Genomic DNA, 21,976 nt, shown 5'->3' with positions numbered 1-21,976 from the left:
TTAAGGGATTTAAGATTAAACTCAGTCTTATTTGCACCTGCTCCGTTGCTTTTACCAATCACCACTTTGGCATTCGTCCAAGTATCCCAACGCTCAACCTTACGACTGGAGATGGGGATGACATTACTCAGCCCGTTGGCACTGAGCACACGATTGATAAAGCTGTTGGTTTGACTATCGGCAAAACTAACCTGAATGCCATTCACAAAACCATTGGCACTAAAACTGCTCTTTTGCTTGTTTTTATGACGAATATGCGATAGGCGCCCCATCAATGTTTTTCCAACTTTAGAGAGTAAGAGTTTACTGGCAGATTTGCTTTCTTTACGCACGGCTTGGGCGGTCACTTTGGCATTATCGTCTTCCATTATCAACTCTTCGATATTACCTTTTTTCTCTATAACCTCGGTTACGGTTACAACAAGGGTTTTGTAAGCCGTCTCGGGAGGGTTCGATTCGAACCCTCGGTCGAAGCGCTTCTGAAGGACTCTGATATTGACACGATAAGTATTATTTCGGGCTTTGAAAGCCGTGGCTTTGAAAGTTAATTTATTACCTTTTTTTAAAGTAAACCTCTCGGCATCTGCACCACCCACAATATCAAAAGTTGTTATCATGTTTTTGAATAAATTTGTATCGCTCTTGTTAGTGATAAGCGTCATCACCTTGTCTGTGTTTTCAGGCGTAGAAACATCAGCCGTGGTAATACGAAGTGCCCCATCGTTATCAGGATTATCACCCGTGTTAGGATTAATTACGGTTACAGTAAGGGTTTTTTCAGTCGTCTCATCGTCCCTATTAGTCGTCTCATTGCCCCTAGTGGCTTTGATCTTAACACGATAAGTGGCATCACTTCGGGCTTCAAAAGCCGTGGCTTTGAAGGTTAATTCATTACCTGCTAAAGTAAACTTATTAGCATCTGCGCCTTCTATCATAGTAAAATTTACCCCGCTTTTGTTAGTGGTAAGCCAAATCACCTTGTCTGTGTTTTCAGGTGTAGAAACATTGGTCGTGATAATATACAAACCTTTTAGAACAGTTACAGCGAGGATTTTTTCAGTCTCAATGCGGCGGGCGGGGGAGTCAAAAGTCAGTGTAATGGCTTTGATTTTAACACGATAAGTCGCATCACTTCGGGCTGCAAAAGCCGTGGCTTTGAAAACTAATGCATTACCTGCTACACTAAACTTACTGGCATCTGTATCTGCACCATCTATAATAGTAAAATATGCATTGCCTATGTTGTTAGTAGTAAGCCAAATCAGCTTGTCTGTGTTTTCAGGCACAAAAGAAATATCAGCCGTGGTAATATAAAATTCCCCATCGTCATCAGGATTACCGCCCGTGTTAGTCTTGGTTACGGTTACAGTAAGGGTTTTATAAGCCGTCTCGGAAGGGGGAAAGGCCCACGGGCTAAACCCCCGGTCGAAGCGCTCCTGAAAGACTTTGATCTTAACACGATAAGTATTACTTTGGGCTTTAAAAGCCGTGGCTTTGAAAGTTAATTTATTACCTTTTTTTAAAGTAAACCTCTTGGCATCTGCACCATCCACAATAGTAAAAATTGTTAGCATGTTTTTGAATACATTTGTATCACTCTTGTTAGTGATAAGCGTGATTACCTTGTCTGTGTTTTCAGGCGTAGAAACATCAGCAGCCGTGGTAATACGAAGCGCCCCATCGTCATCAGGATTTTTGGTTACGGTTACAGTAAGGGTTTTGTAAGCCGTCTCGGGAAGGTTCCCTTCGAACCCCCGGTCAAAGCGCCTCTGAAGGACTCTGATATTAACACGATAAGTATTATTTCGGGCTTTAAAGGCCGTGGCTTTGAAGGTTAATTTATTACCTTTTTTTAAAGTAAACCTCTCGGCATCTGCACCACCCACAATATCAAAAGTTGTTATCATGTTTTTGAATAAATTTGTATCGCTCTTGTTAGTGATAAGTGTAATCACCTTGTCTGTGTTTTCAGGCGTAGAAACATCAGCCGTGGTAATACGAAGTGCTTCATCGTCATCAGGATTTTTGGTTACGGTTACAGTGAGGGTTTTTTCAGTCGCAAACTTGACGGGATCGGGGGAAACAAAACCGATGGGATGCTTGGGAATAACCATCCATGTGACGGCTTTAATCTTAATACGGTAAGTATTACTTCCGGCTTTAAAAGCCGTGGCTTTGAAAGTTAATTTATTACCTCTTAAAGTAAACATATGCCAATTGGCATATGCATCACCCGTAATAGTATAATCAGTTATATCTGCATAATCGCCTTTGTTAGTGGCAAGCTCAATCACCTTGTCTGTGTTTTCAGGCGTAGAAACATCACCCGTGGTAATATAAAATAGTCTTAAAAATGGGTCATCGTTAATAAAAGAAAATGCCTGAAACGATGATAACAACAGCATGCTAATAACAAACAGTTTAATAGTTTTCATGAAAAATACTCCTAATAATTAATACCGATCAAAATAAAAAAGACGAAGCAAAAAAAGATTAGCCTTTAACCTGAGTCATTACTTCATCAGAAAAATTCTTTCTCTCTCAATGCTCTCGCCCACTTTCAAAACAAACGCAATTATTGTAGCATATAAATTCGCATCAATAAAGTGCATAACTAAGTTTAATCAGCAACAGTGTATTTTGCTTGGCCTTTAAGACAAGCCAAAAGCAAACCACACCGAGCCTTTAAATAAAGATCAGAGGTTACTCAATCTATAATGATTGATTTGCTTAAACGAAGCTGAACACTATGTACAAGCACTTAACCTCTGAAGAGAGGCATTATATCGCTATTGGGATCAAACAAGGCATGTCAAAGAACAAAATAGCACAACATCTCAATCGCAGTCATTCTACAATTATCAAAGAGATTAAGCATAATACCGGTAAACGAGGATACAGATACAATCAAGCAGATGGCTTTGCACAGCAAAGACATCAAGCCAAAAGTAGATTGGTAAAATTAACTATTGAGTGTAAGCATTTAATTGACAACTGCTTAAATCTTGATTGGTTGCCTGAACAGGTTTGTGGCTGGCTTAAAGGCAGGTCTTATAGGAAGCGTTATGGCTACGCACATAACCGCACAGACATACCTAATCGTGTTGATATCGACCAGCGTCCTGAAGCGGTTAATAATCGTGAGGTATTTGGACACTGGGAAGCTGATACGATTATTGGTAAAGCTCATACAGGCACCATTGTAACGCTAGATGAGAGAATATCCAAACTTAGACTGGCGTACCCGCTCAATAGTAAGTGGCGTTAGCACTGCCATCAACCGCCTTGTTTCAGCCTACGACTGAACCCCTAGATTCATGCCCGTCATCACCTCTACCCCATTGGTATATATCTCCATAAGCAGCACTGTTGATACCTAAAGTAAAGAAAATTTATGAACAGGTTTTAGGTGTAGAGCTACAACTCGATATTTCTAAAGTCTCCAAAATAACATCGTTACGCCATGATATTGTACATAGAAATGGTTATACGAAAGATAGAGAGCCAATTAAACTGAATGCTCAAGATTTTTTTCAGGCGATCGAAGATATCAAAAAATTCTCGTCGTCTTTGCAAAAACAGATAAATGCGATATAATCAATCAAACGGAAAATTTACAACTGAGCAAGGCGGTTAGCTACAAAAAAGGGGGGTGGACATGGGTCAAACGACTGAAGGATTTAAAAATTTCGACACACTTACAAAGTGGGTGAAATATTTTTTGTACATACAAATAGTTGTCGTTACTGTTGCTATAGCGTCTAACTTCATGGAGTATCAACTGCTTTCTGATTATCAGAACGGTGTGTATACATCTCAAGAAAAAGCTATTGCAGATGGTGAAACGAATGATCAACGACAACAACTAATAAGTCTTGCTTATATTATAGTGTTTATCATTTCAGGTTTCTTAATATTAAAGTGGATATATCGTGCAAATTACAATGCACGCCAACTCGGCGCAAGTGGCATGAAGTTCACTCCAGGTTGGTCTGTAGGTTGGTATTTTATTCCAATTTTCAATCTTTGGAAGCCGTATCAAGCAATGAGAGAGATCTGGAAAGCCAGCCATGCACCAACTGACTGGACGAATGTGGCAACAAGCTCAGATTTGAGGCGGTGGTGGTTTTTTTGGATTGTATCGAGTGTAATTGCTAACATATCTTTTCGATTTTCAATGAACGCAGAGGGGCTTAACGAACTCATAATACTAAATGTGGTAGACCAAGCATCAGAATTGTTTTCTATTTCACTTGCCATTGTTACATTAATCTTAATAAACAAAATATACCTTGCTCAACTTAAAAATCTTCATAAAAAAGTTAACAAGGCAGATGAGTTTATCAATGAATGAAAAAAGCACTTTAGCCGTTGAAGTTAGTCATGTGTCAAATTTTGGTGTATGGCTTTTGACACATAATAAAGAATTATTTATGCCTTATGAAGACTTTCCTTGGTTTAAAAATCAAACTGTTAATGCAATTACAAATGTGAAGGAACTCTCTGAAGATCATTTTTACTGGTAAGATATAGATTTAACTGAAACAATGATTGAACATCCTAAAGATTTTCCATTAACAGCAAACACCTAACAAAAGTTTCCACAAACAACATAATACAAACCATGAAAACATCTATTTTATTAACAGGGATATTATTATGCACAAATGTTACTTTAGCCGAAGAAAGTGGTAAAGAATTATTCAATACACTGTGCCTTAGTTGTCATACAATCAATCCAAACAAAGGAATAACCAAAGTTGCTCCGCCTATATTTGCAGTAATTAAACATGTGAAATCTGCGTATCCGCAAAGAGAAGACTTCGTGCAACAAATTATTGATTGGGTGGAATACCCTGATAAAGATGTATCTCTAATGCGAGGAGCAATAAAGAAATTTGGATTAATGCCTAAATTACCCTATAAACAAGAAGAGGTTAGAAAAGTAGCTGAATTTCTGTATGATAAAAAATCTACATTACCAACATGGTATAAAAAACATTATGAAGAAAAACATGGGCAGAACAAAGCTAAATAAAGCCTCTATACTTTATATCAAATCATCCCAACCCACTGCTAAATTCAGGCGTTAGGCTTCTAAAGTTTTTAGCAAACTTTCAATCAACTCAATTCGCTCGATATTATCAGGCATTTCTTGCTTAAAGATGAGTTGGTTTTGCCCTTTGAGCTGATAACGCTTGGGTTGTGTTTGCACTAAGTTAATAATTTTTATCGGCTCAATGTTGACTTTGTCTGAAAAAACAATGTGGGCTTTGTCGTCATAGATTGAAACTTTATCAATGCCAATTTTTTCACAGGAAAGTTTAAGTTGGGTGGCAGCAAATAAGTTTTTAGTGGCATCTGGCAGTAAACCAAAACGATCAATCATCTCAATAGTCAAGTCTTTGAGTTCGTCGTTGTCTTTGCCGTTGGCGATGCGTTTATATAAAACAAGACGCTCATGCACATCGCCAAGATAGGTGTCAGGGATGATACAAGGGATGCCTGTATCAATGTCAACTGCATGATTAATGGGGTCGTTTATGTTGATTTTTTTGCCCACGCGCATAGCATCAACGGTGCGTTTCAATAGATCGTGATAAAGGTTAAAGCCAATTTCGCTAATCTTGCCTGATTGGTTGTCGCCGAGCAAATCACCTGCACCGCGAATTTCTAAGTCATGATTCGCAAGCATAAATCCAGCACCCAACTCTTCCAAAGACTCAACTGCTTCTAGGCGTTTTCTAGCATTGTTACTCAGGGATTGGTGTGATTTGATGACTAAATAAGCATAGGCTCTATGGTGTGACCTGCCGACTCGCCCACGCAACTGGTGCAATTGCGCCAAACCAAAGTTTTGTGCATTGTTAATAATAATGGTATTGGCATTTGGAATATCAATACCCGTTTCAATGATGGTGGTGCAAACTAAAATCTGAAAACGACCGTGGTAAAAATCGCTCATAATCTGTTCTAATTCACGGGTCGGCATTTGCCCATGAGCGATACGAATGTGTGCATTTTTCATCAATGATTTGAGGCTTTCTGCCATGTTGTCAATGCTGTCAATATCGTTGTGTAAAACAAATATTTGACCACCGCGATGCATTTCTCGAGAGCAAGCCTCTTTAATCGTATCATCATCCCACTCTTTAACAAAGGTTTGAATCGCACTACGCCCTTGCGGCGGTGTGGCAATAATTGACAATTCTCTGAGCGAACCAAGCGCCATATTCAGTGTGCGTGGAATTGGGGTGGCAGTCATGGTGAGAATATCGCTGCGTCCACGCATTTTTTTCAGTGATTCTTTTTGCTTAACGCCAAATCGGTGCTCTTCATCAATAATTACCAAGCCCAGTTGTTTATATTTGATGCTACCTTGAATCAGTTTGTGGGTGCCGATGACGATATCACAAGTGCCGTCAAGTAGTTTTTGCTTGATTTGCGTTTGCTCTTTAGTGCTTTGAAAGCGTGACAGGGCTTTGATTTCAACAGGGTGGTTAATAAACCTATCTTGGAAAGAGGCATAGTGCTGGTTGGCAAGTAATGTGGTCGGCACCAAAATGGCCACTTGCTTGCCAGATTCAACTGCTAAGAAGGCAGCGCGCATAGCGATCTCAGTTTTACCAAAGCCCACATCGCCACACACCAACCTATCCATGGGCTTATGTGATTGCATATCCGCCAATACTTCGCCCATGGTTTTGAGCTGGTCAGGGGTTTCCTCAAAAGGAAAACTGGCAACAAAAGAGCCGTAAGCATCACTTGGCGCAGGAAAAGCAAAGCCCCTTTGCGACTGGCGTTTGGCATAGATTTCTAATAATTCGGCAGCAACATCATACAAAGCCTCATGTGCTTTTTGCTTGGCTTTGGTCCATTGGTTGGTACCGAGTTTGTGTAGAGGGGCACTCTCTGGTGATGTGCCAGAATAACGAGAAATCAAATTTAGCGAAGTCATTGGCACCATTAATTTTGAGCCTTTGGCATATTCCAACATTAAAAAATCTTGCGTTAAGCCGTCAAAAGTTTGTGTTTTTAATCCTAAATACCGCCCCACACCGTAGCTTTCATGCACAATTGGGTCGCCGATCTGGATTTCCACTAAAGACTTAATCGCCTCATCAAAATCCTTGTGTTTAGCGCGCCTGCGCCTTTGCTGTTTGACCACATCAGCGCCGAACAAATTGACTTCGGTGATAACGGCAATATCTTGGGTTAACAAGCCCCCACTAAGCTTATCATTGGTGATACAAAGTTTTTTATCACTGCTGAGAAAATCTTGCCAATCCTCAACTGGGTTCGGCTTGAGTTCGTGGCTGATAAGCAAGTCACTCAGCACGCTTTTTCGCCCTTCGGATTCACAAACAATCAAAATTTTGCCACTGAATTTTTTCTCAAAAATAAGGAATTTATTGAGTGGTACTTTATTTTGTGCGTTAATATTAAGTGAGGGTAACAACTGACTGGCAAAATTCAAGTGACCTAATTTTTCTTCATTTTTTGAACTGCCAATCAACAATTGTTGTCGTTGTTTGATTTGACTAAACAATTGCTGTTTCTCAATAAAAACTTGTTCAATAGGCAACGGTAGTCTGTCAAAATTCTCACTGGCTTTTTGGTGTCGGTTGTTAACCTCATCATAACTTAGATCTACAAGTGCGCTAAAACCTTCGCTAGTCGCGATAATGCTCTCACTTGGCAGATAGTCAAACAAGGTATTGGTGTGTGTAAAAAACAACGAAAGATAAAACTCAATGCCGCTTGGTAGGCGTGATTCGCCCACTTCATCAAAAATAAAGCCGCCCGTGTTGTCAAAAGTCTTTTGGTAGTTTTCTTTAAAAACCTCAATGCTATTTTTATCAGTGGCAAACTCTCTAGCGGGCAATAAAGAAACTGCTTGTGTTGTTTCAGTAGAGCGCTGTGTTGAAACATCAAACAGGCGAATAGATTCAATTTCTTGGTCAAACAAATCCAAGCGACACGGCAGCTTTGCACCCATCGGATAGATATCTATCAACGAGCCTTTCACACTAAACTCGCCATGCTCCATTACCTTCATCACTCGGTTGTAACCAATTTTAAGTAAGCGTTGAACGAAAGCTTGCAACTCTAGTGTGGCGCCAACTTTCAAACTAAAACTATACGCTTCGCTAAACTCTAACGGACATAATTGCTGTGTTAACGATTCTAATGTGGTAATGACAATACCGCGTTTAAGCTTGGGTAGTTTCGATAGGGTGTTGAGCCGACTTGAAGTAATGTCTGGGTGCGGGGAAAAATGGTCAAAAGCCAACACTTCCCAATTATCAAATCTAAGAATCTCTAAACCCGTATTATAAAAATGCAGTGATTTAAACCATTGATCAAAATGACTGATATCATTTGCCACCACCAAAATAACACGGTCTTGCGTTTTAGCAAATTCAACCAGTGCTAAAGCTTGTGCGCTACCGTAGAGCGAACCCCAATGGAATTTTTGTCCAGACTTAAAAGGGGTTGCTCCTTGAGAGTAAAGATGTTGCATACAAAAGGCGCTAGTCTTTTAAATCAGTGCTTTGACTCAAAACATCAACACCCTGTTTTTCTAACATTTTGATAAGTTGAATCAGTGGCAAACCAATCAGCGCATTAGGGTCGTTGCCTTCTATGCGCTCAAACAAACTAATGCCCAAGGCTTCAGATTTAAAACTACCTGCACAGTTATACGGCTTTTCTTTTTGCAGGTAATTTTCAATTTTCTTGGCGCTCAAGACTTTAAACACAACTTTAGATTTCTCAACAATTGTGTCTATTGTATCACTATTTGTATTTAACAGCGATAGACTTGTCAGGAGTGTGACTGTGTTTCCAGAACTTTTCTCAAGTTGTTTAACGGCATTTTCATGGCTGTGTGGCTTGGTTAGAATCTCATCACCGAGCGTTGCGACTTGGTCTGAGGCAATAATAAGTCCACTGCGGGTTTTTGCCACCTCAAATGCTTTTTCTTGCGCCAATCTAAGCACCAACTGTTCGGGTGTTTCATGGGCTTTTCTAGATTCGTCAATATCTGGCGATACAATATCAAAGTCCAGGTCTAACTTATGAAGCAGTTCTTTTCTAAAAGGTGACGAAGAGGCGAGAATTAATGGCACGAGCAATAAAAGTGTTTGTAAAATAGCCATTTTACTTTATTTGAAACTTTCCCTATGAAATTATCTATTATTGTGGCAATGGATGACAATCAGCTGATTGGTAAAGACAATACTTTGCCTTGGCGCTTGCCCGCTGATTTAGCGTATTTTAAAAAAACCACCACTGGAAAAACCGTGCTAATGGGGCGCAAAACCTATGATTCTATTGGCTTTCCGCTACCCAAGCGTCGTAATATAATAGTCAGTCACAATACCAGCTTTCAAGCCAAAGGCTGTGAAGTGGTTAGCAGCATTGACGATGCATTGGCGTTGGCAGAAGATGATGATGAAGTAATGATAATGGGGGGTGCATCCTTCTATGAACAAATGCTACCAAGCATTGATAGGCTCTACATCACCCAAATTGAAGGTGAATTTGAAGGTGACGCTCACTTTCCTGAGTTTAACCAAGATGATTTTGTTGAAACTTTTAGAGAGTCCCACACGCCAGATGAGAGAAACCCACACACCTATCACTTCACTATTTTAGATAGAAAACAGTGCTTTTAATGTTTAACAACCCCTTAAGGGTTGCTATTTTTAGCAACATATCTAAGCCAAAAATACCCAAACAGTCCTGCAAATAATGATGCGGTTAAAATGCCAATTTTTGCTTGAAATATAAAATCAGAGTTGCCTGAAAACGCCAAATCCGCTACAAAAATAGACATGGTGAATCCAATACCCCCTAAAAAAGAAACACCAAATATTTGACTCATGCTACTACCTTGAGGCAGGACGGCTATTTTAAGTTTAACAGCCGCCCATGCAACGCCAAAAATACCCAGTACCTTTCCAACGACAAGTCCTGCAATAATTCCTATTGATATGGGCTGCATAATGGTATCAGCAATGAGATCAAAATCAATGGCAATACCTGCATTCGCAAGTGCAAATAAAGGGATGATGATTAAGGCAATCGGCAGATGCAGACTATGCTCTAATCTACCAGCTGGAGTCCCTATATCGCTAATTCTATCGGTGATATTGACTAAAATAGCCTTTTGTTTTTCATGTAGACCATAATCAACACACAACGGATATTTTTCATATTCGTTTAATAATTTTTTTGTATGCTTGACAAAACTTAACGGTGCCTGTTTTGGCTTTGAAGGAATTGCTAAAGCCCCAATAACGCCTGCGATAGTTGCGTGTACACCAGATTCAAGCATAAAAAACCACATAAATATGGAAACCGCAAAATACGGCAAAACAGCATGTATGCCAAATCTGTTTAATGCAACCAAGATTAAAAATGACATACCCGCCATCACCAAAGGCAGCAAGTATATTTGATCGGTATAAAAGACAGCGATTACCAACACAGCACCTAAATCATCCACAATAGCTAATGCCACTAAAAATGTAACCAGTGCTATCGGCACTCTTTTACCCAATAACACCAAGGCACTAATTGCAAATGCGATGTCTGTTGCCATTGGCACACCCCAGCCATTAACACTGTCTGTGCCAGCATTTATGCTGAAAAATATTAATGCCGGAAAAACCATACCACCAATAGCAGCTAAAATAGGCAAAATAGCCACCTTAATATTTGACAATTCCCCTGCTAATATTTCTCTTTTTATCTCCAGCCCGATAATAAAAAAGAAAATAGCCATTAAGCCATCGTTAATCCAATGGTGAATGGTGTGTGACAACTTCCAGTTGCCGACATTAAAGGCTATTTCCGTATGGAAAAAAGACGCATAAGCCTCAGCCAAGGGAGAATTAGCAAGTATCAATGCCAACACCGTCATAAACATCAAAACAACACCTGTGGTTGTTTGTGCATGTAAGAAATGTTCAAAGGGTGTTGAAACCTTTTTAAAGGCTTTTTCCCATGGTGCGTATAACTTCATTGTCAATCCTATTGTTTTTCAATCATTTTAAGATTATATCACTATCATCAATACAGCTCAGCAGAGCCTCTAAAAGGTATTAAAAATATAACAATGAAACAAAATGGTGCCGACGGCGAGAGTCGAACTCGCACGAGCGTAGCTCACTACCCCCTCAAGGTAGCGTGTCTACCAATTCCACCACGTCGGCAAAAATAGTTAATGTTTAGTTCAACTTACAAAGTTGGACTATTTAGAAGTGTCATTTGTTTTGCTGTCAATTGTTGGTACATCAGTTGACAATATATCATTTGTTTTACTGTCAATTGTTGGTACATCAGTTGACAATACATCGTTTGTTTTAGCGTCAACTGTCGGTACATCAGACGGTACTAGGTCAATAACCACTTGGTCCATCACACTTTCAGATTTTTTCTCTGTACTTGCTGGTGTCGCAAGATAGGCCAAAGTCAAACTGGTGATAAAAAAACCAACAGCAATACTGGCAGTTAATTTATACATGAATGAGTTGGCACCGCGTGCACCGAAAACCGAGCCTGAAGCGCCAGCACCAAAAGCAGCACCAGCATCAGCACCCTTGCCATGTTGCATTAAGATAAGCGCGATCAAACCAAATGCCAACAACATATGAATAATTAAAACAATTTGAAATGACATAATAATTACCCCGCCTTGCAAATTTGTAAAAAATCATGGGGCTTTAATGATGCCCCGCCAATCAAGCCACCGTCAATATCTTCACAGGCAATTAACTCGTCTGCATTACTAGGATTCATACTGCCACCATACAGAATAGGTGTTGATTGCGCTATATCCGCATCACTTTGTGCCAAAAGCTCACGAATATAGGCATGTGTGTCTTGCGCCTGTTGTGGTGTTGCAGTAACGCCTGTGCCAATCGCCCAAACTGGTTCGTAAGCAATAATAATGTTTTTGAAAGCCTCAATGCCAACACGCTTAATCACAGCGTTAATTTGTCTTGCCACCACGGTTTCTGTGTTGCCGGCTTCTCTTTCTTCTAGTAATTCACCAATACAAAATAGGGGTGTCAGTCCATTGTCCAGTGCAACTTGTACTTTTTCAGCAACCATCTCATCACTCTCGCCGTATAGGCTTCTACGCTCTGAATGTCCAACAATGACATACTCAGCACCAAAGTCTTTAAGCATATCTGAACTCACTTCACCTGTAAAAGCACCTGAAGCATTAACATTTAGGTTTTGTGCGCCCATCTTTAGTTGTGAGTGTATTGTTAAAGTCTCAACCTGACACAAGTAAGGGTAAGGCACACAGACAATAACTTCTGATTTAATATCCGGCATACCTTCAAGAACGCCCAACACTAATGTATTGACTGTTTCTTTTGAGGCGTTCATTTTCCAGTTACCTGCTACGATTGTTTGGCGCATAAATACTTGTCTAATTATAGAAATTGAGCAATGTTACTCTAATTGGGCACAAAAATCAATCAGTGCGTAGATTTTGAGCCAAAATAAAGCGCCAAAGAAACCATTAAAATACCCAGTGAAAAATACACCAAATCTAGTGCACTTGCAAAAGTCATTGACAAAGAAACCTCAAAAAAAGTTACCACTAAAATCATTAAAATAACTTTGGAAAGCTTTGATTTCAAATCATCAAGCGAATTAATCTCCAAGACTTTCGAGCAACTACTGTTTTGAGCCTCATCAATATCACTAATAAACAACTCGTATAAACCTAGCGCAAATATCAATAAAATGGTTGCCAATAAAAATCCATCGATAGAACCCACGGTGTGGGCAACCATTTCAATTTTTAATATTTTTCTGGCTTCAATCGTTGCGTCTAAATACTCACCTGCATGCATAAACAATGAACCAACATCAATAGCCGTAATCACAAACAACACCAGTGACAACAACAATGAGGAAAGCACAGCTGCAAGCACCATAAAACGCGAATTCCACAAAAACTTTTCAAAATACTTTTCAGTAAATTTCATATATTAACCCCGACTCAAAAGACAAAATTTTAAGTATATCATTATTTGTTTTAATGAAACAAAAACACGACTAAAATAATCTTTTATTGTGCTCACTCAGATGCTGTATGTCAAAAACCTGGAAAAAATGTTTAGAAACTTTAAAAGGTACTGTACCAGTAGGGCAATTCAGTGTCTGGATTAAGCCGCTAAAAGCACAAGAAAAAAACGGCACTTTAACAATATTGGCACCTAACGATTCAGCAGTAAGTTATCTTAAAAAAAACCTAAAACAAAAAATTAAAGATGTGATTGCACAGCACGATAAAAGCCTGAAGATTTTAATCGGTGTTGTGGGTCAACCACAGGCAAAAAAGCAACATACAACACCTCTTCTAGATGACTATACTTTTGAAAATTTGGTTTTAGGTAACGCCAATCAAATAGCCTACGGCGCTATTCAACAAATCGCAGAAAATCTTAAAAACTCTCCTTACAATCCTTGCATTGTGTATGGTGGATCAGGGTTGGGGAAAACGCATTTAATGCAAGCTGCAGGACACCTGGTAAAAGAAAAAGACCCTAAAGCCAAAATTATTTATATGCCATTAATGGATTTTGTTAGAAACATTACCACCAGTCTTCGCCACAACACTATTGAAAATATTAAATCTTATTACCAATCTGCTGACTTGTTATTGGTGGATGATATTCACTTAATTGCGGGCAAGGAAAAATCTCAAGAAGAATTTTTTCATATTTTTAATTTTTTATTTAGTACAAAAAAACAAATTATATTCACTTGTGACCAACCACCAAAAAATATTAAGTCTTTAGAGGAGCGCTTAAAAACAAGATTTTCTCAAGGCTTAAACCTACTTTTAAAACCACCAGAATTAGAAATGCGTGCTGCTATTTTGCTTAAAAAGGCACATAATGAAAAAATCAATATTGAACTTACCGAAGATATGGCACTTTATATTGCAGGCAATATAGATTCAAATGTACGCGATTTAGAAGGTGCCTTGTTAAAACTTAAAGCATTCATTGATTTTTCTAAACTACCTAATCTTATTATTACCAAAGAAGTTATCGATACCGCTCTAGGAGATTTGATTAAACCACAGGCTGTGGATGTTGATATTAACGATATACAAAAAGAAGTTGCCAGACACTACGGCATTACTATATCGGATCTAAGCTCAAAAAGCCGAAAACAACATACGGTTTTAGCTCGACAAATGGCAATTTTTATAGCACATGAACTTACAAATTTATCATTGGCAAACATTGGAAAACATTTTGGAAATCGAGACCATTCCACAGTTTTACATGCTATTAAAAAAATTAAATTAAAGGTTGAAGAGGCTGAAACAAAAAGTAATTATGCAGTCATTAAATTAAAATTAGCCAACTTATAAACATTATCCACAATAACTTTTCCAACAAACTGTTGATAATTTTAACAACTTAATAAATTATTGCATTTTGTAAACATAGCACTGAGTTTTTACATAAAATAACTACTAAATTATCAACAACTTAATTTACTGTTTTTAAAAGAAAATAACATGTTTTCAACAAAAAAATACACTCCTAATAATAATAATACTATTTAATTAAGAAAATTAACTTATGAATATACAACTTACAGTAGGCGAATTACTAGAACCTTTACAAACAGTTATTGGTGTTGTTGAAAATAAACCAACATTACCTATTCTTTCACATGTACTCATTCAATTAAAAGATAGTGAGCTAACACTAACTACCACTGATATGGAAATTGAACTTCATGCATCAAAAAAAGTTCAAACCCAAGAAGAGGTAAGTTTTACAATTTATGCAAAAGATCTAATTGATATTATTCGTAAATTAAAAGAAGAAACAATTATCGAATTTATTATTGAAGAATCTAAGATTTATATAAAAACCAATAATAATTCATTTGAGCTTAATACCTTTAATACGCAAGATTTTCCAGAATCACCAAAAATCATTGATAGCGAAACTGTTAATATCAATCGTACTGTTTTAAAAGAACTGATTAAAAAAACATCCTTCTCAATGGGTAACCAAGATATTCGTGCTTATCTAAATGGTTTATATTTTGAAGTGAATAAAGACAATATTATCGTCGTTGCAACAGATGGTCATCGTCTATCAATTGGTGAAATTAAACAAAATAACAATCTAGCCAGTCAAAAAACCGTTATTTTGCCAAGAAAAGCAGTATCAGAACTCAACAAAATTTTAGAAAAAGACGGTGATGCAAATATTGATATACATCTTTCAGAAAATTACTTTCATTTAAAAACTGATAATGTAACGGTAGTGAGTCGTTTAATTGATGGTAATTTTCCTAATTATGCACAAGTAATCCCAACTAATTATGAAAATACAGCCATTATTAATCGTCAGGAATTTTTAGACAATCTACAACAAGCTTCAATTTTTGTTGAAGAGCGTACCAAAGGTGTTAAATTAGCATTTAAAGACAGTCAAATTAATATATTTTCTCATTCAGAACGAGGTCAAGCTAAAGCCAGAGTTACTGTTAAAAATTTTAATAAAGAAACAGATATTGCTTTTAATATTAATTATTTAATTAGTGTTTTAGAAATTTTAACCACTGACGAAATTAACATGGTTTTACCTAGTGAAAATTCTCAATCTTGTCTATTAAGTAGTATTGGTGATGAAAGGTATCAATATGTTGTTATGCCAATGAAAATCTAATTGATTGATTTAGATCTTTATTGTGGCTATTATCAATAAATTATCTATCCATCAATTTCGCAATCTAACCGCTCAATATATTACACCTTGTGAACATATAAATTTGTTTATAGGTGGTAATGCACAAGGAAAAACCAATCTAATAGAGGCAATTTATTACTTGGGCCATAATCGTTCGTTTAAAACAAAAACCTTTAAAGAAGTTATTAGTTTTAACACTGATAAATTTCAATTAGATGCAGAAATTGATGAGAATAGAATAAGACTTGAAAAATCAAAAATCAAAAATATCATTAGTATTAATCAGCAAAGAATTACCAACACTTCACAATTAAGTCAAATATTACCCATTCAAATTATCACTCCAGATAAAGGGTTTATTGTTAATGGTACACCTAAAAACAAACGCTCTTATTTAGATTGGGGAGTGTTTCACGTGAAACCAGAAATTTCTAAAATCTTTAAAAACTATCATAAGATACTAAAAAGTATTAACACTTTATTGACTAACAACCAAACCAATGAATTAGATTTTTGGTTTTTAGAGCTGGCAAAAACTGCTGCTATTATCAGCAAGAATCGTTTGGATTATTTACAACAACTTAAACAAACTGCATTATCTGACCAAACAAAAGAATTGGAATCGTTAATTGATTCATTAGGTGAATTTGATTATCAGTTTTCTTCTGGTTGGCCAAAAGAAGTTAATGAAATCGATGAACAAAGTATTTATCAATATTTAAATAAAAATAAATCTTTATTATTGCGTGTTAAACATTTAAATTATGGCCCTCATAAAGCCAATATTAATTTTTCATTTAATGATAAAAGTGAGTGTTTTCTTTCAAGGGGTGAACAAAAGACTTTATCTATTATTTTTTGGCTAACCCAAGTTGTTTTGTTATCCAACCTTAAGATAAAGCCGATTGTCCTAATTGATGATTTATCGTCTGAATTAGATGAGGAAAAAATTAACAGTATTTTGCGTTATTTAAAAACCTTAAAAATGCAGACTTTTATAACAGATATTGGTCATAATTTATCGACAATTAATCAAATCAATCCTATGGTATTTCAAATTAAAAATGGTGCGATTAAGCCAAGTGATTGATTTTAATATAGCCCTTTAAAATAAACACATTCAAGCCACACAATAGTTTAAATAAAAACACAGCCAAAAGGCTTATTTTTAGGTTTCTCGTGGTATAATTAATTATTTTTTTCGAGCATCTATGTCTGAAGAACAAACACAAGAATATCAAGCCTCTAATATTAAAGTTTTAAAAGGTCTTGATGCGGTTAGAAAACGCCCAGGAATGTACATTGGTGATACTGATGACGGTACAGGTTTGCACCATATGGTGTTTGAGGTAGTTGATAACGCTATTGATGAGGCGTTAGCCGGGCATTGTTCAAAAATTAATATTATCATCCATGAAGACCAATCAGTATCTGTCGCTGATAATGGCCGTGGTATTCCAACTGATATTCACCCTGAAGAAGGTATAAGTGCAGCTGAAGTTATTATGACAATATTGCATGCAGGCGGTAAGTTTGATGATAATTCGTATAAGGTATCTGGTGGTTTACATGGTGTGGGTGTTTCTGTTGTAAACGCCCTATCTGAAACTGTACACTTAACCGTATATCGTGCAGGTGAAATTCACGAACAACATTATACTTTAGGTGTGCCAAATGCACCCATGGCAGTTACAGGTAAAACAGAGGCTACTGGGTCAACTATTCACTTTAAACCCAGTCCTGAGGTTTTTGCGATTACTGAATTTAAATACGACATCTTAGCCAATCGTGTGCGTGAGTTATCATTTCTAAATTCAGGCGTTCATATTGAAATTGAAGAGATTGCAACAGGTCGTAAAGACATATTTAAATATGAAGGTGGTATTACTGCTTTTGTTGCACACCTTAACAAATCTAAAAATCCAATTCATAATGATATTATCACTATCTCAGCTGAACGCGATAATATTCAAATTGATGTTGCTTTGCAGTGGAGTGATGCTTATCAAGAAAGTATTTACTGTTTTACCAATAATATCCCTCAGCGTGATGGCGGTGCTCACTTGGCAGGTTTTAGAGGTGCACTGACACGAACACTGAATAATTATATTGATAATTCAGGCATGGCAAAAAAAGAAAAAGCCGCAATTACTGGTGAAGATACACGAGAAGGTTTAACTGCTATTGTTTCAGTTAAAGTGCCAGATCCTAAGTTTTCATCACAAACCAAAGATAAATTGGTGTCAAGTGAAGTGCGTGCACCCGTTGAATCAGCACTGAATGAAAAATTGGGTGAATACCTATTAGAAAACCCAAATGAAGCAAAAATCATTGTTGGTAAGATTTTAGAGGCTTCGCGTGCTCGTGATGCAGCGCGAAAAGCCAGAGAGATGACCCGTCGTAAGGGTGCGCTTGATATTGCCGGTTTACCGGGAAAATTGAGCGATTGTCAAACCAAAGACCCCGCTGAGAGTGAAATTTTTTTAGTAGAGGGTGATTCAGCGGGTGGTTCTGCCAAACAAGGTCGTGACCGTCGCACTCAGGCAATTTTACCGCTCAAGGGTAAAATCCTCAATGTTGAAAAAGCGCGTTTTGAAAAAATGTTGGGTTCTGCTGAAGTTGGTACTTTAATTACAGCACTGGGTTGTGGTATCGGTAAAGAAGAATACAATATTGAAAAATTACGCTACCACAAGATTGTGATTATGACAGATGCTGATGTTGACGGTGCGCACATTCGAACTTTGTTGTTAACTTTCTTTTATCGTTATTTACCTGAACTGATTGAAAATGGCTATCTATATATTGCACAACCGCCTTTGTATAAAATCAAAAAAGGTAAACAAGAGCAATATTTGAAAGATGACCAAGAGCTTAATAATTATTTATTACAAGAGGCGGTGAATGATGCAAACTTATTTACCAATGTACAAGCGCCAGCAATTTCGGGTATTGCCTTAGAAACTGCAGTAAAAGATTACTATGAAATAGACAGCATTATTGAGCGTCTATCAAAGAAAATTAATGCCGCGCTATTACGAGCTATTGCCAAAACAAGTCCATTAAAAGATTTAAAAGATACAAACAAAGTAAGTGCTTGGATTAAGCAATTAGAGCAAATTTTATCGCAAGACTTATCGCCAGCACAAAAACACACTGTTGTTTTTAATTCAGCCACTAATGAAATTGAACATACCTTATCAGCGTATGGTGTAGATACAGATGTGGATAATCTTGGAGAATCATTTTTTGCTTCAGCAGATTACACAAGTATTAAAAAGTTTGCACAAGAGATTGAAAGTATAATTTCCGAGGAATCTTTCGTTAAGAAAAAAGAAAAAACCATCAAGGTAAAAAACTTCACAGAAGTGATTACCTTTTTAATGAATGATGCCAAGAAAGGTCAAAGTTTTCAGCGTTACAAGGGTTTAGGTGAGATGAATCCAGAACAATTATGGGAAACCACAATGAACCCAGAAAATAGAATTTTATTAAAGGTTAAGATTGAAGATGCTATTGTAGCAGATGAAGTATTTTCTACTTTAATGGGCGACGAGGTAGAGCCGCGTAGAAACTTCATTGAAGATAACGCACTTTCTGTCGATAATTTAGATTTTTAAACGGAGGAACCTATGTCAAAAAAAAATCCTGTAGTAGTAGTAACCGGCTCATCAGGTGCCGGTACAACTTTTGTGAAGCGTGCATTTGAGCACATTTTTAATAAAGAGGGTATTACGCCATTAATCGTTGAAGGCGACAGTTACCACAAGTATGACCGCGTTGCAATGAAAAAAGCAGTAGCAGCAGCAGAAGCACAAGGCAATAAGAACTTATCGCACTTCGGTCCAGATGCAAATGAGTTTGATAAGATTGAGAAAACCTTTAAAGACTATGGCACAACAGGTCAGTGTGATCGCCGCTATTATATTCACTCTGATGAAGAAGCTGTTGAGCATAATGCAAGGCTAAATTCAAACCTTAACCCTGGTGAATTTACCCCTTGGGAAAAAGTTGGCGCTGGCACAGATTTATTATTTTATGAAGGTCTACATGGTGCAGTTGTTGCCGATGGTGTTAATATGGCACAATACGGAGACTTAAAAATTGGTGTTGTTCCAAGCGTTAATCTTGAATGGATTCAAAAGATTAGCCGTGATAATGCTGAGCGTGGTTATTCAGCAGAAGATACGGTTGATACAATTTTGCGTAGAATGCCTGATTATATCAATTACATCACACCGCAATTTTCTCAAACAGATATCAATTTTCAGCGTATTGCCACTGTTGATACTTCTAATCCTTTTATTACTCGTGATATTCCTACGCCAGATGAGTCTCTTGTGGTGATTCGTTTTAAAGATTTAAATAAAACACCAGTTGATTTTCCAACTGTCAAAAGTATGATTGAAGGTTCATTTATGTCTAGACGCAATACGATTGTAGTGCCAGGCAATAAGATGGGTTTAGCGATGGAGATTATTTTGTATCCCATTATTCATGATTTGATTGGTAACAAGTAATTAAACCCATAACGGTTAAAAGACCCTAGTCGTTTGGCTGGGGTTTTTTATTTAAAAGAAAGTCATAAAATGAAGACAGCACAAGCCCCTTTAAAACCTAGTTTTATTCAATTTTTCATCTATTGGTTAAAGTTAGGTTTTATCAGTTTTGGTGGACCTGCAGGGCAAATTTCAATGATGCACCAAGAACTGGTAGAGAAGCGTCGTTGGATTTCTGAGCATCGTTTTTTACATGCGCTGAACTACACCATGATATTACCAGGCCCCGAAGCACAACAACTTGCCACTTATATTGGCTGGCTAATGTTTGGTGTTCGTGGTGGAATTGTAGCTGGTGTGCTGTTTGTCTTACCCTCTTTGTTTATATTGAGCACATTAACATGGATATATCTGAGTTATGGTAATGTGAGTGCGGTGGCAGGCGTTTTGTACGGTATTAAGCCTGCAGTGACGGCGATTGTTTTGTTCGCTGCTTATCGTATTGGCTCTAGAGCCCTATCAAACAATATTTTAAAGGTGCTTGCAGTGCTTGCATTTGTTGCAATTTTTGTATTGAAGGTGCCTTTCCCTTATATTGTTCTAAGTGCTGCCTTAATTGGCTATATGGGTGCAAAATTTTTACCCGATACTTTTAAGGTGGGCAAGCATCATGACAAGGATAAAAGCAGTTACGGTCCAGCACTGATTGATGACAATACACCTGTTCCTGAGCACGCTAAATTTAAGTTGTCGCGTTTAATTGGTTTTGCTGTGGTCGGTGTTGTGCTTGGCATTGCAGTGATGAATTTTTTGGATAACAAAGTCTTGCATGATATGGCTGAGTTCTTTACTAAGGCTGCACTTGTTACTTTTGGCGGTGCTTATGCAGTGTTGCCTTATATTTACCAAGGTGGTGTTGAGCAATATGGTTGGTTGAGTAGCGTACAGATGATGGATGGCTTGGCTTTGGGGGAAACCACCCCAGGTCCGCTGATTATGGTGGTGGCATTTGTGGGCTTTGTGGGCGCAACTGTAAAAGAAGTTTTTGGCACAGATTCAATGCTAATGGCAGGCTTTGCCGGTGCATCTGTGGCTACTTTTTTTACTTTCTTACCCTCATTTTTGTTTATCTTCTTAGGCGGGTCAGGGGTTGAAGCCACGCGTGGGGATTTAAAATTCAGTGCACCATTATCCGCAGTAACAGCGGCTGTTGTGGGCGTGATTGTGAATTTAGCGCTATTTTTTGCCCTTGCTACACTCTATAAAAATAACCAAATTGACTGGATAGCTACCGCTATCACTATCACTGCATTTATTGCATTATTCCGCTTTAAAGTTGGTATTATGAGTGTGATTTTTCTGAGTGGAGCAATAGGGTTGAGCATTGGTTATTTTGGTTAAATAAAATAGGGTCATGACAACTTAAGCATGTTTAAAAACCTGTTAAAGTATCGTCATGAAAGTAAAAAACAAGTATGTAGTCAACCCTTAAAAACCACACAACAAATTGATTTATAACAATAAAACTAACAATAACCACAGGCAAATAAACCAACTTTTGCTAAAATAGCTCTTATTTCTTGGTCGTTTTTCTTAAAAAAATGTTAACTAAATCCAGCCCAATATCCACCCAATCAAATCTTTTTCATTCAGAGCTCTTTTCTCAATTAGATGTCAAAGACCCTTTAATACAACTAGCCAACACTATTAATTGGACAGTCT

18 protein-coding genes and 1 tRNA gene are annotated in these 21,976 nt (G+C 37.4%); 11 read left to right on the top strand and 8 right to left on the bottom strand.

The annotated features are described in order from the left end of the window. Positions 1-2,435, bottom strand: a 2,435-nt coding sequence (locus BBROOKSOX_RS03645) for a hypothetical protein (protein WP_139659804.1), incomplete at its 3' end; no start/stop codon positions are given. A gap of 314 nt (positions 2,436-2,749) precedes the next feature. Between BBROOKSOX_RS03645 and BBROOKSOX_RS03640 the strand changes: the two genes are divergently transcribed. From BBROOKSOX_RS03640 to BBROOKSOX_RS03625, 4 genes are all read left to right on the top strand, one after another. After that, positions 2,750-3,268 carry a helix-turn-helix domain-containing protein gene (locus BBROOKSOX_RS03640; protein WP_139659803.1) on the top strand — a complete coding sequence of 173 codons (519 nt, stop codon included), beginning with the start codon at positions 2,750-2,752 and terminating at the stop codon, positions 3,266-3,268. Between the two features lie 441 nt (positions 3,269-3,709). Continuing rightward, a complete protein-coding gene (locus BBROOKSOX_RS03635) occupies positions 3,710-4,354 on the top strand; it encodes a DUF4328 domain-containing protein (protein ID WP_257607753.1) in 645 nt (214 codons plus the stop codon). Beyond that, complete coding sequence (locus tag BBROOKSOX_RS03630) at positions 4,347-4,526, top strand: DUF2442 domain-containing protein (protein WP_306821330.1); 180 nt, start codon at positions 4,347-4,349, stop codon at positions 4,524-4,526. The genes BBROOKSOX_RS03635 and BBROOKSOX_RS03630 overlap by 8 nt, the downstream gene beginning before the upstream one ends. A gap of 98 nt (positions 4,527-4,624) precedes the next feature. Then, complete coding sequence (locus BBROOKSOX_RS03625; RefSeq protein ID WP_139659801.1) at positions 4,625-5,038, top strand: c-type cytochrome; 414 nt, start codon at positions 4,625-4,627, stop codon at positions 5,036-5,038. Between the two features lie 51 nt (positions 5,039-5,089). On the opposite strand, the gene mfd is transcribed toward BBROOKSOX_RS03625, so the two are convergent. Together mfd and BBROOKSOX_RS03615 are read right to left on the bottom strand one after the other, a co-directional pair. After that, on the bottom strand, positions 5,090-8,524 hold the full coding sequence (gene mfd, locus BBROOKSOX_RS03620) for a transcription-repair coupling factor (protein ID WP_139659800.1): 3,435 nt from the start codon (positions 8,522-8,524) through the stop codon (positions 5,090-5,092). 10 nt (positions 8,525-8,534) lie between these two features. Next, positions 8,535-9,161 carry a Maf family protein gene (locus BBROOKSOX_RS03615; RefSeq protein WP_180323835.1) on the bottom strand — a complete coding sequence of 209 codons (627 nt, stop codon included), beginning with the start codon at positions 9,159-9,161 and terminating at the stop codon, positions 8,535-8,537. A gap of 24 nt (positions 9,162-9,185) precedes the next feature. Between BBROOKSOX_RS03615 and folA the strand changes: the two genes are divergently transcribed. Further along, positions 9,186-9,680: a type 3 dihydrofolate reductase gene (folA, locus tag BBROOKSOX_RS03610; protein ID WP_139659799.1), complete on the top strand. Its 495-nt coding sequence runs from the start codon at positions 9,186-9,188 to the stop codon at positions 9,678-9,680. A gap of 14 nt (positions 9,681-9,694) precedes the next feature. Here folA and nhaA read toward each other — a convergent pair whose 3' ends face one another. From nhaA to BBROOKSOX_RS03585, 5 genes are all read right to left on the bottom strand, one after another. After that, on the bottom strand, positions 9,695-11,032 hold the full coding sequence (nhaA, locus tag BBROOKSOX_RS03605; protein ID WP_139659798.1) for a Na+/H+ antiporter NhaA: 1,338 nt from the start codon (positions 11,030-11,032) through the stop codon (positions 9,695-9,697). A 104-nt stretch (positions 11,033-11,136) separates the two neighbouring features. Further along, positions 11,137-11,222 (bottom strand) — tRNA-Leu (locus tag BBROOKSOX_RS03600). A 38-nt stretch (positions 11,223-11,260) separates the two neighbouring features. Next, entirely contained in the window at positions 11,261-11,689 is a 429-nt protein-coding gene (secG, locus tag BBROOKSOX_RS03595) for a preprotein translocase subunit SecG (protein WP_139659797.1), read from the bottom strand. Between the two features lie 5 nt (positions 11,690-11,694). Beyond that, positions 11,695-12,441 carry a triose-phosphate isomerase gene (gene tpiA, locus BBROOKSOX_RS03590; protein ID WP_139659796.1) on the bottom strand — a complete coding sequence of 249 codons (747 nt, stop codon included), beginning with the start codon at positions 12,439-12,441 and terminating at the stop codon, positions 11,695-11,697. A 59-nt stretch (positions 12,442-12,500) separates the two neighbouring features. Next, the gene (locus BBROOKSOX_RS03585) at positions 12,501-13,016 is read right to left on the bottom strand and encodes a YqhA family protein (protein ID WP_139659795.1); all 516 of its coding nucleotides are present in this window, start codon (positions 13,014-13,016) and stop codon (positions 12,501-12,503) included. A gap of 107 nt (positions 13,017-13,123) precedes the next feature. Between BBROOKSOX_RS03585 and dnaA the strand changes: the two genes are divergently transcribed. The 6 genes from dnaA (at position 13,124) to chrA (ending at position 21,655) form a co-directional block, all read left to right on the top strand. Beyond that, a complete protein-coding gene (gene dnaA / locus BBROOKSOX_RS03580; protein ID WP_139659794.1) occupies positions 13,124-14,416 on the top strand; it encodes a chromosomal replication initiator protein DnaA in 1,293 nt (430 codons plus the stop codon). A gap of 214 nt (positions 14,417-14,630) precedes the next feature. Continuing rightward, positions 14,631-15,734 carry a DNA polymerase III subunit beta gene (dnaN, locus tag BBROOKSOX_RS03575; RefSeq protein ID WP_139659793.1) on the top strand — a complete coding sequence of 368 codons (1,104 nt, stop codon included), beginning with the start codon at positions 14,631-14,633 and terminating at the stop codon, positions 15,732-15,734. A gap of 22 nt (positions 15,735-15,756) precedes the next feature. After that, the gene (gene recF, locus BBROOKSOX_RS03570; RefSeq protein ID WP_139659792.1) at positions 15,757-16,845 is read left to right on the top strand and encodes a DNA replication/repair protein RecF; all 1,089 of its coding nucleotides are present in this window, start codon (positions 15,757-15,759) and stop codon (positions 16,843-16,845) included. 121 nt (positions 16,846-16,966) lie between these two features. Continuing rightward, positions 16,967-19,375 (top strand): DNA topoisomerase (ATP-hydrolyzing) subunit B, encoded by a 2,409-nt coding sequence (gene gyrB / locus BBROOKSOX_RS03565; RefSeq protein WP_139659791.1) that lies wholly within the window; start codon positions 16,967-16,969, stop codon positions 19,373-19,375. 12 nt (positions 19,376-19,387) lie between these two features. Then, positions 19,388-20,275 carry a phosphoribulokinase gene (locus BBROOKSOX_RS03560; protein ID WP_139659790.1) on the top strand — a complete coding sequence of 296 codons (888 nt, stop codon included), beginning with the start codon at positions 19,388-19,390 and terminating at the stop codon, positions 20,273-20,275. 69 nt (positions 20,276-20,344) lie between these two features. Then, a complete protein-coding gene (gene chrA, locus BBROOKSOX_RS03555) occupies positions 20,345-21,655 on the top strand; it encodes a chromate efflux transporter (protein ID WP_139659789.1) in 1,311 nt (436 codons plus the stop codon). Positions 21,656-21,976: the final 321 nt, after the last annotated feature.

It is taken from the genome of bacterium endosymbiont of Bathymodiolus sp. 5 South (assembly GCF_900128535.1).
In the GTDB taxonomy this organism is placed as follows: domain Bacteria; phylum Pseudomonadota; class Gammaproteobacteria; order PS1; family Pseudothioglobaceae; genus Thiodubiliella.
The sequence above is the reverse complement of the archived record's forward strand: the minus strand, read 5'-3'. Positions and strand labels throughout refer to the sequence as shown.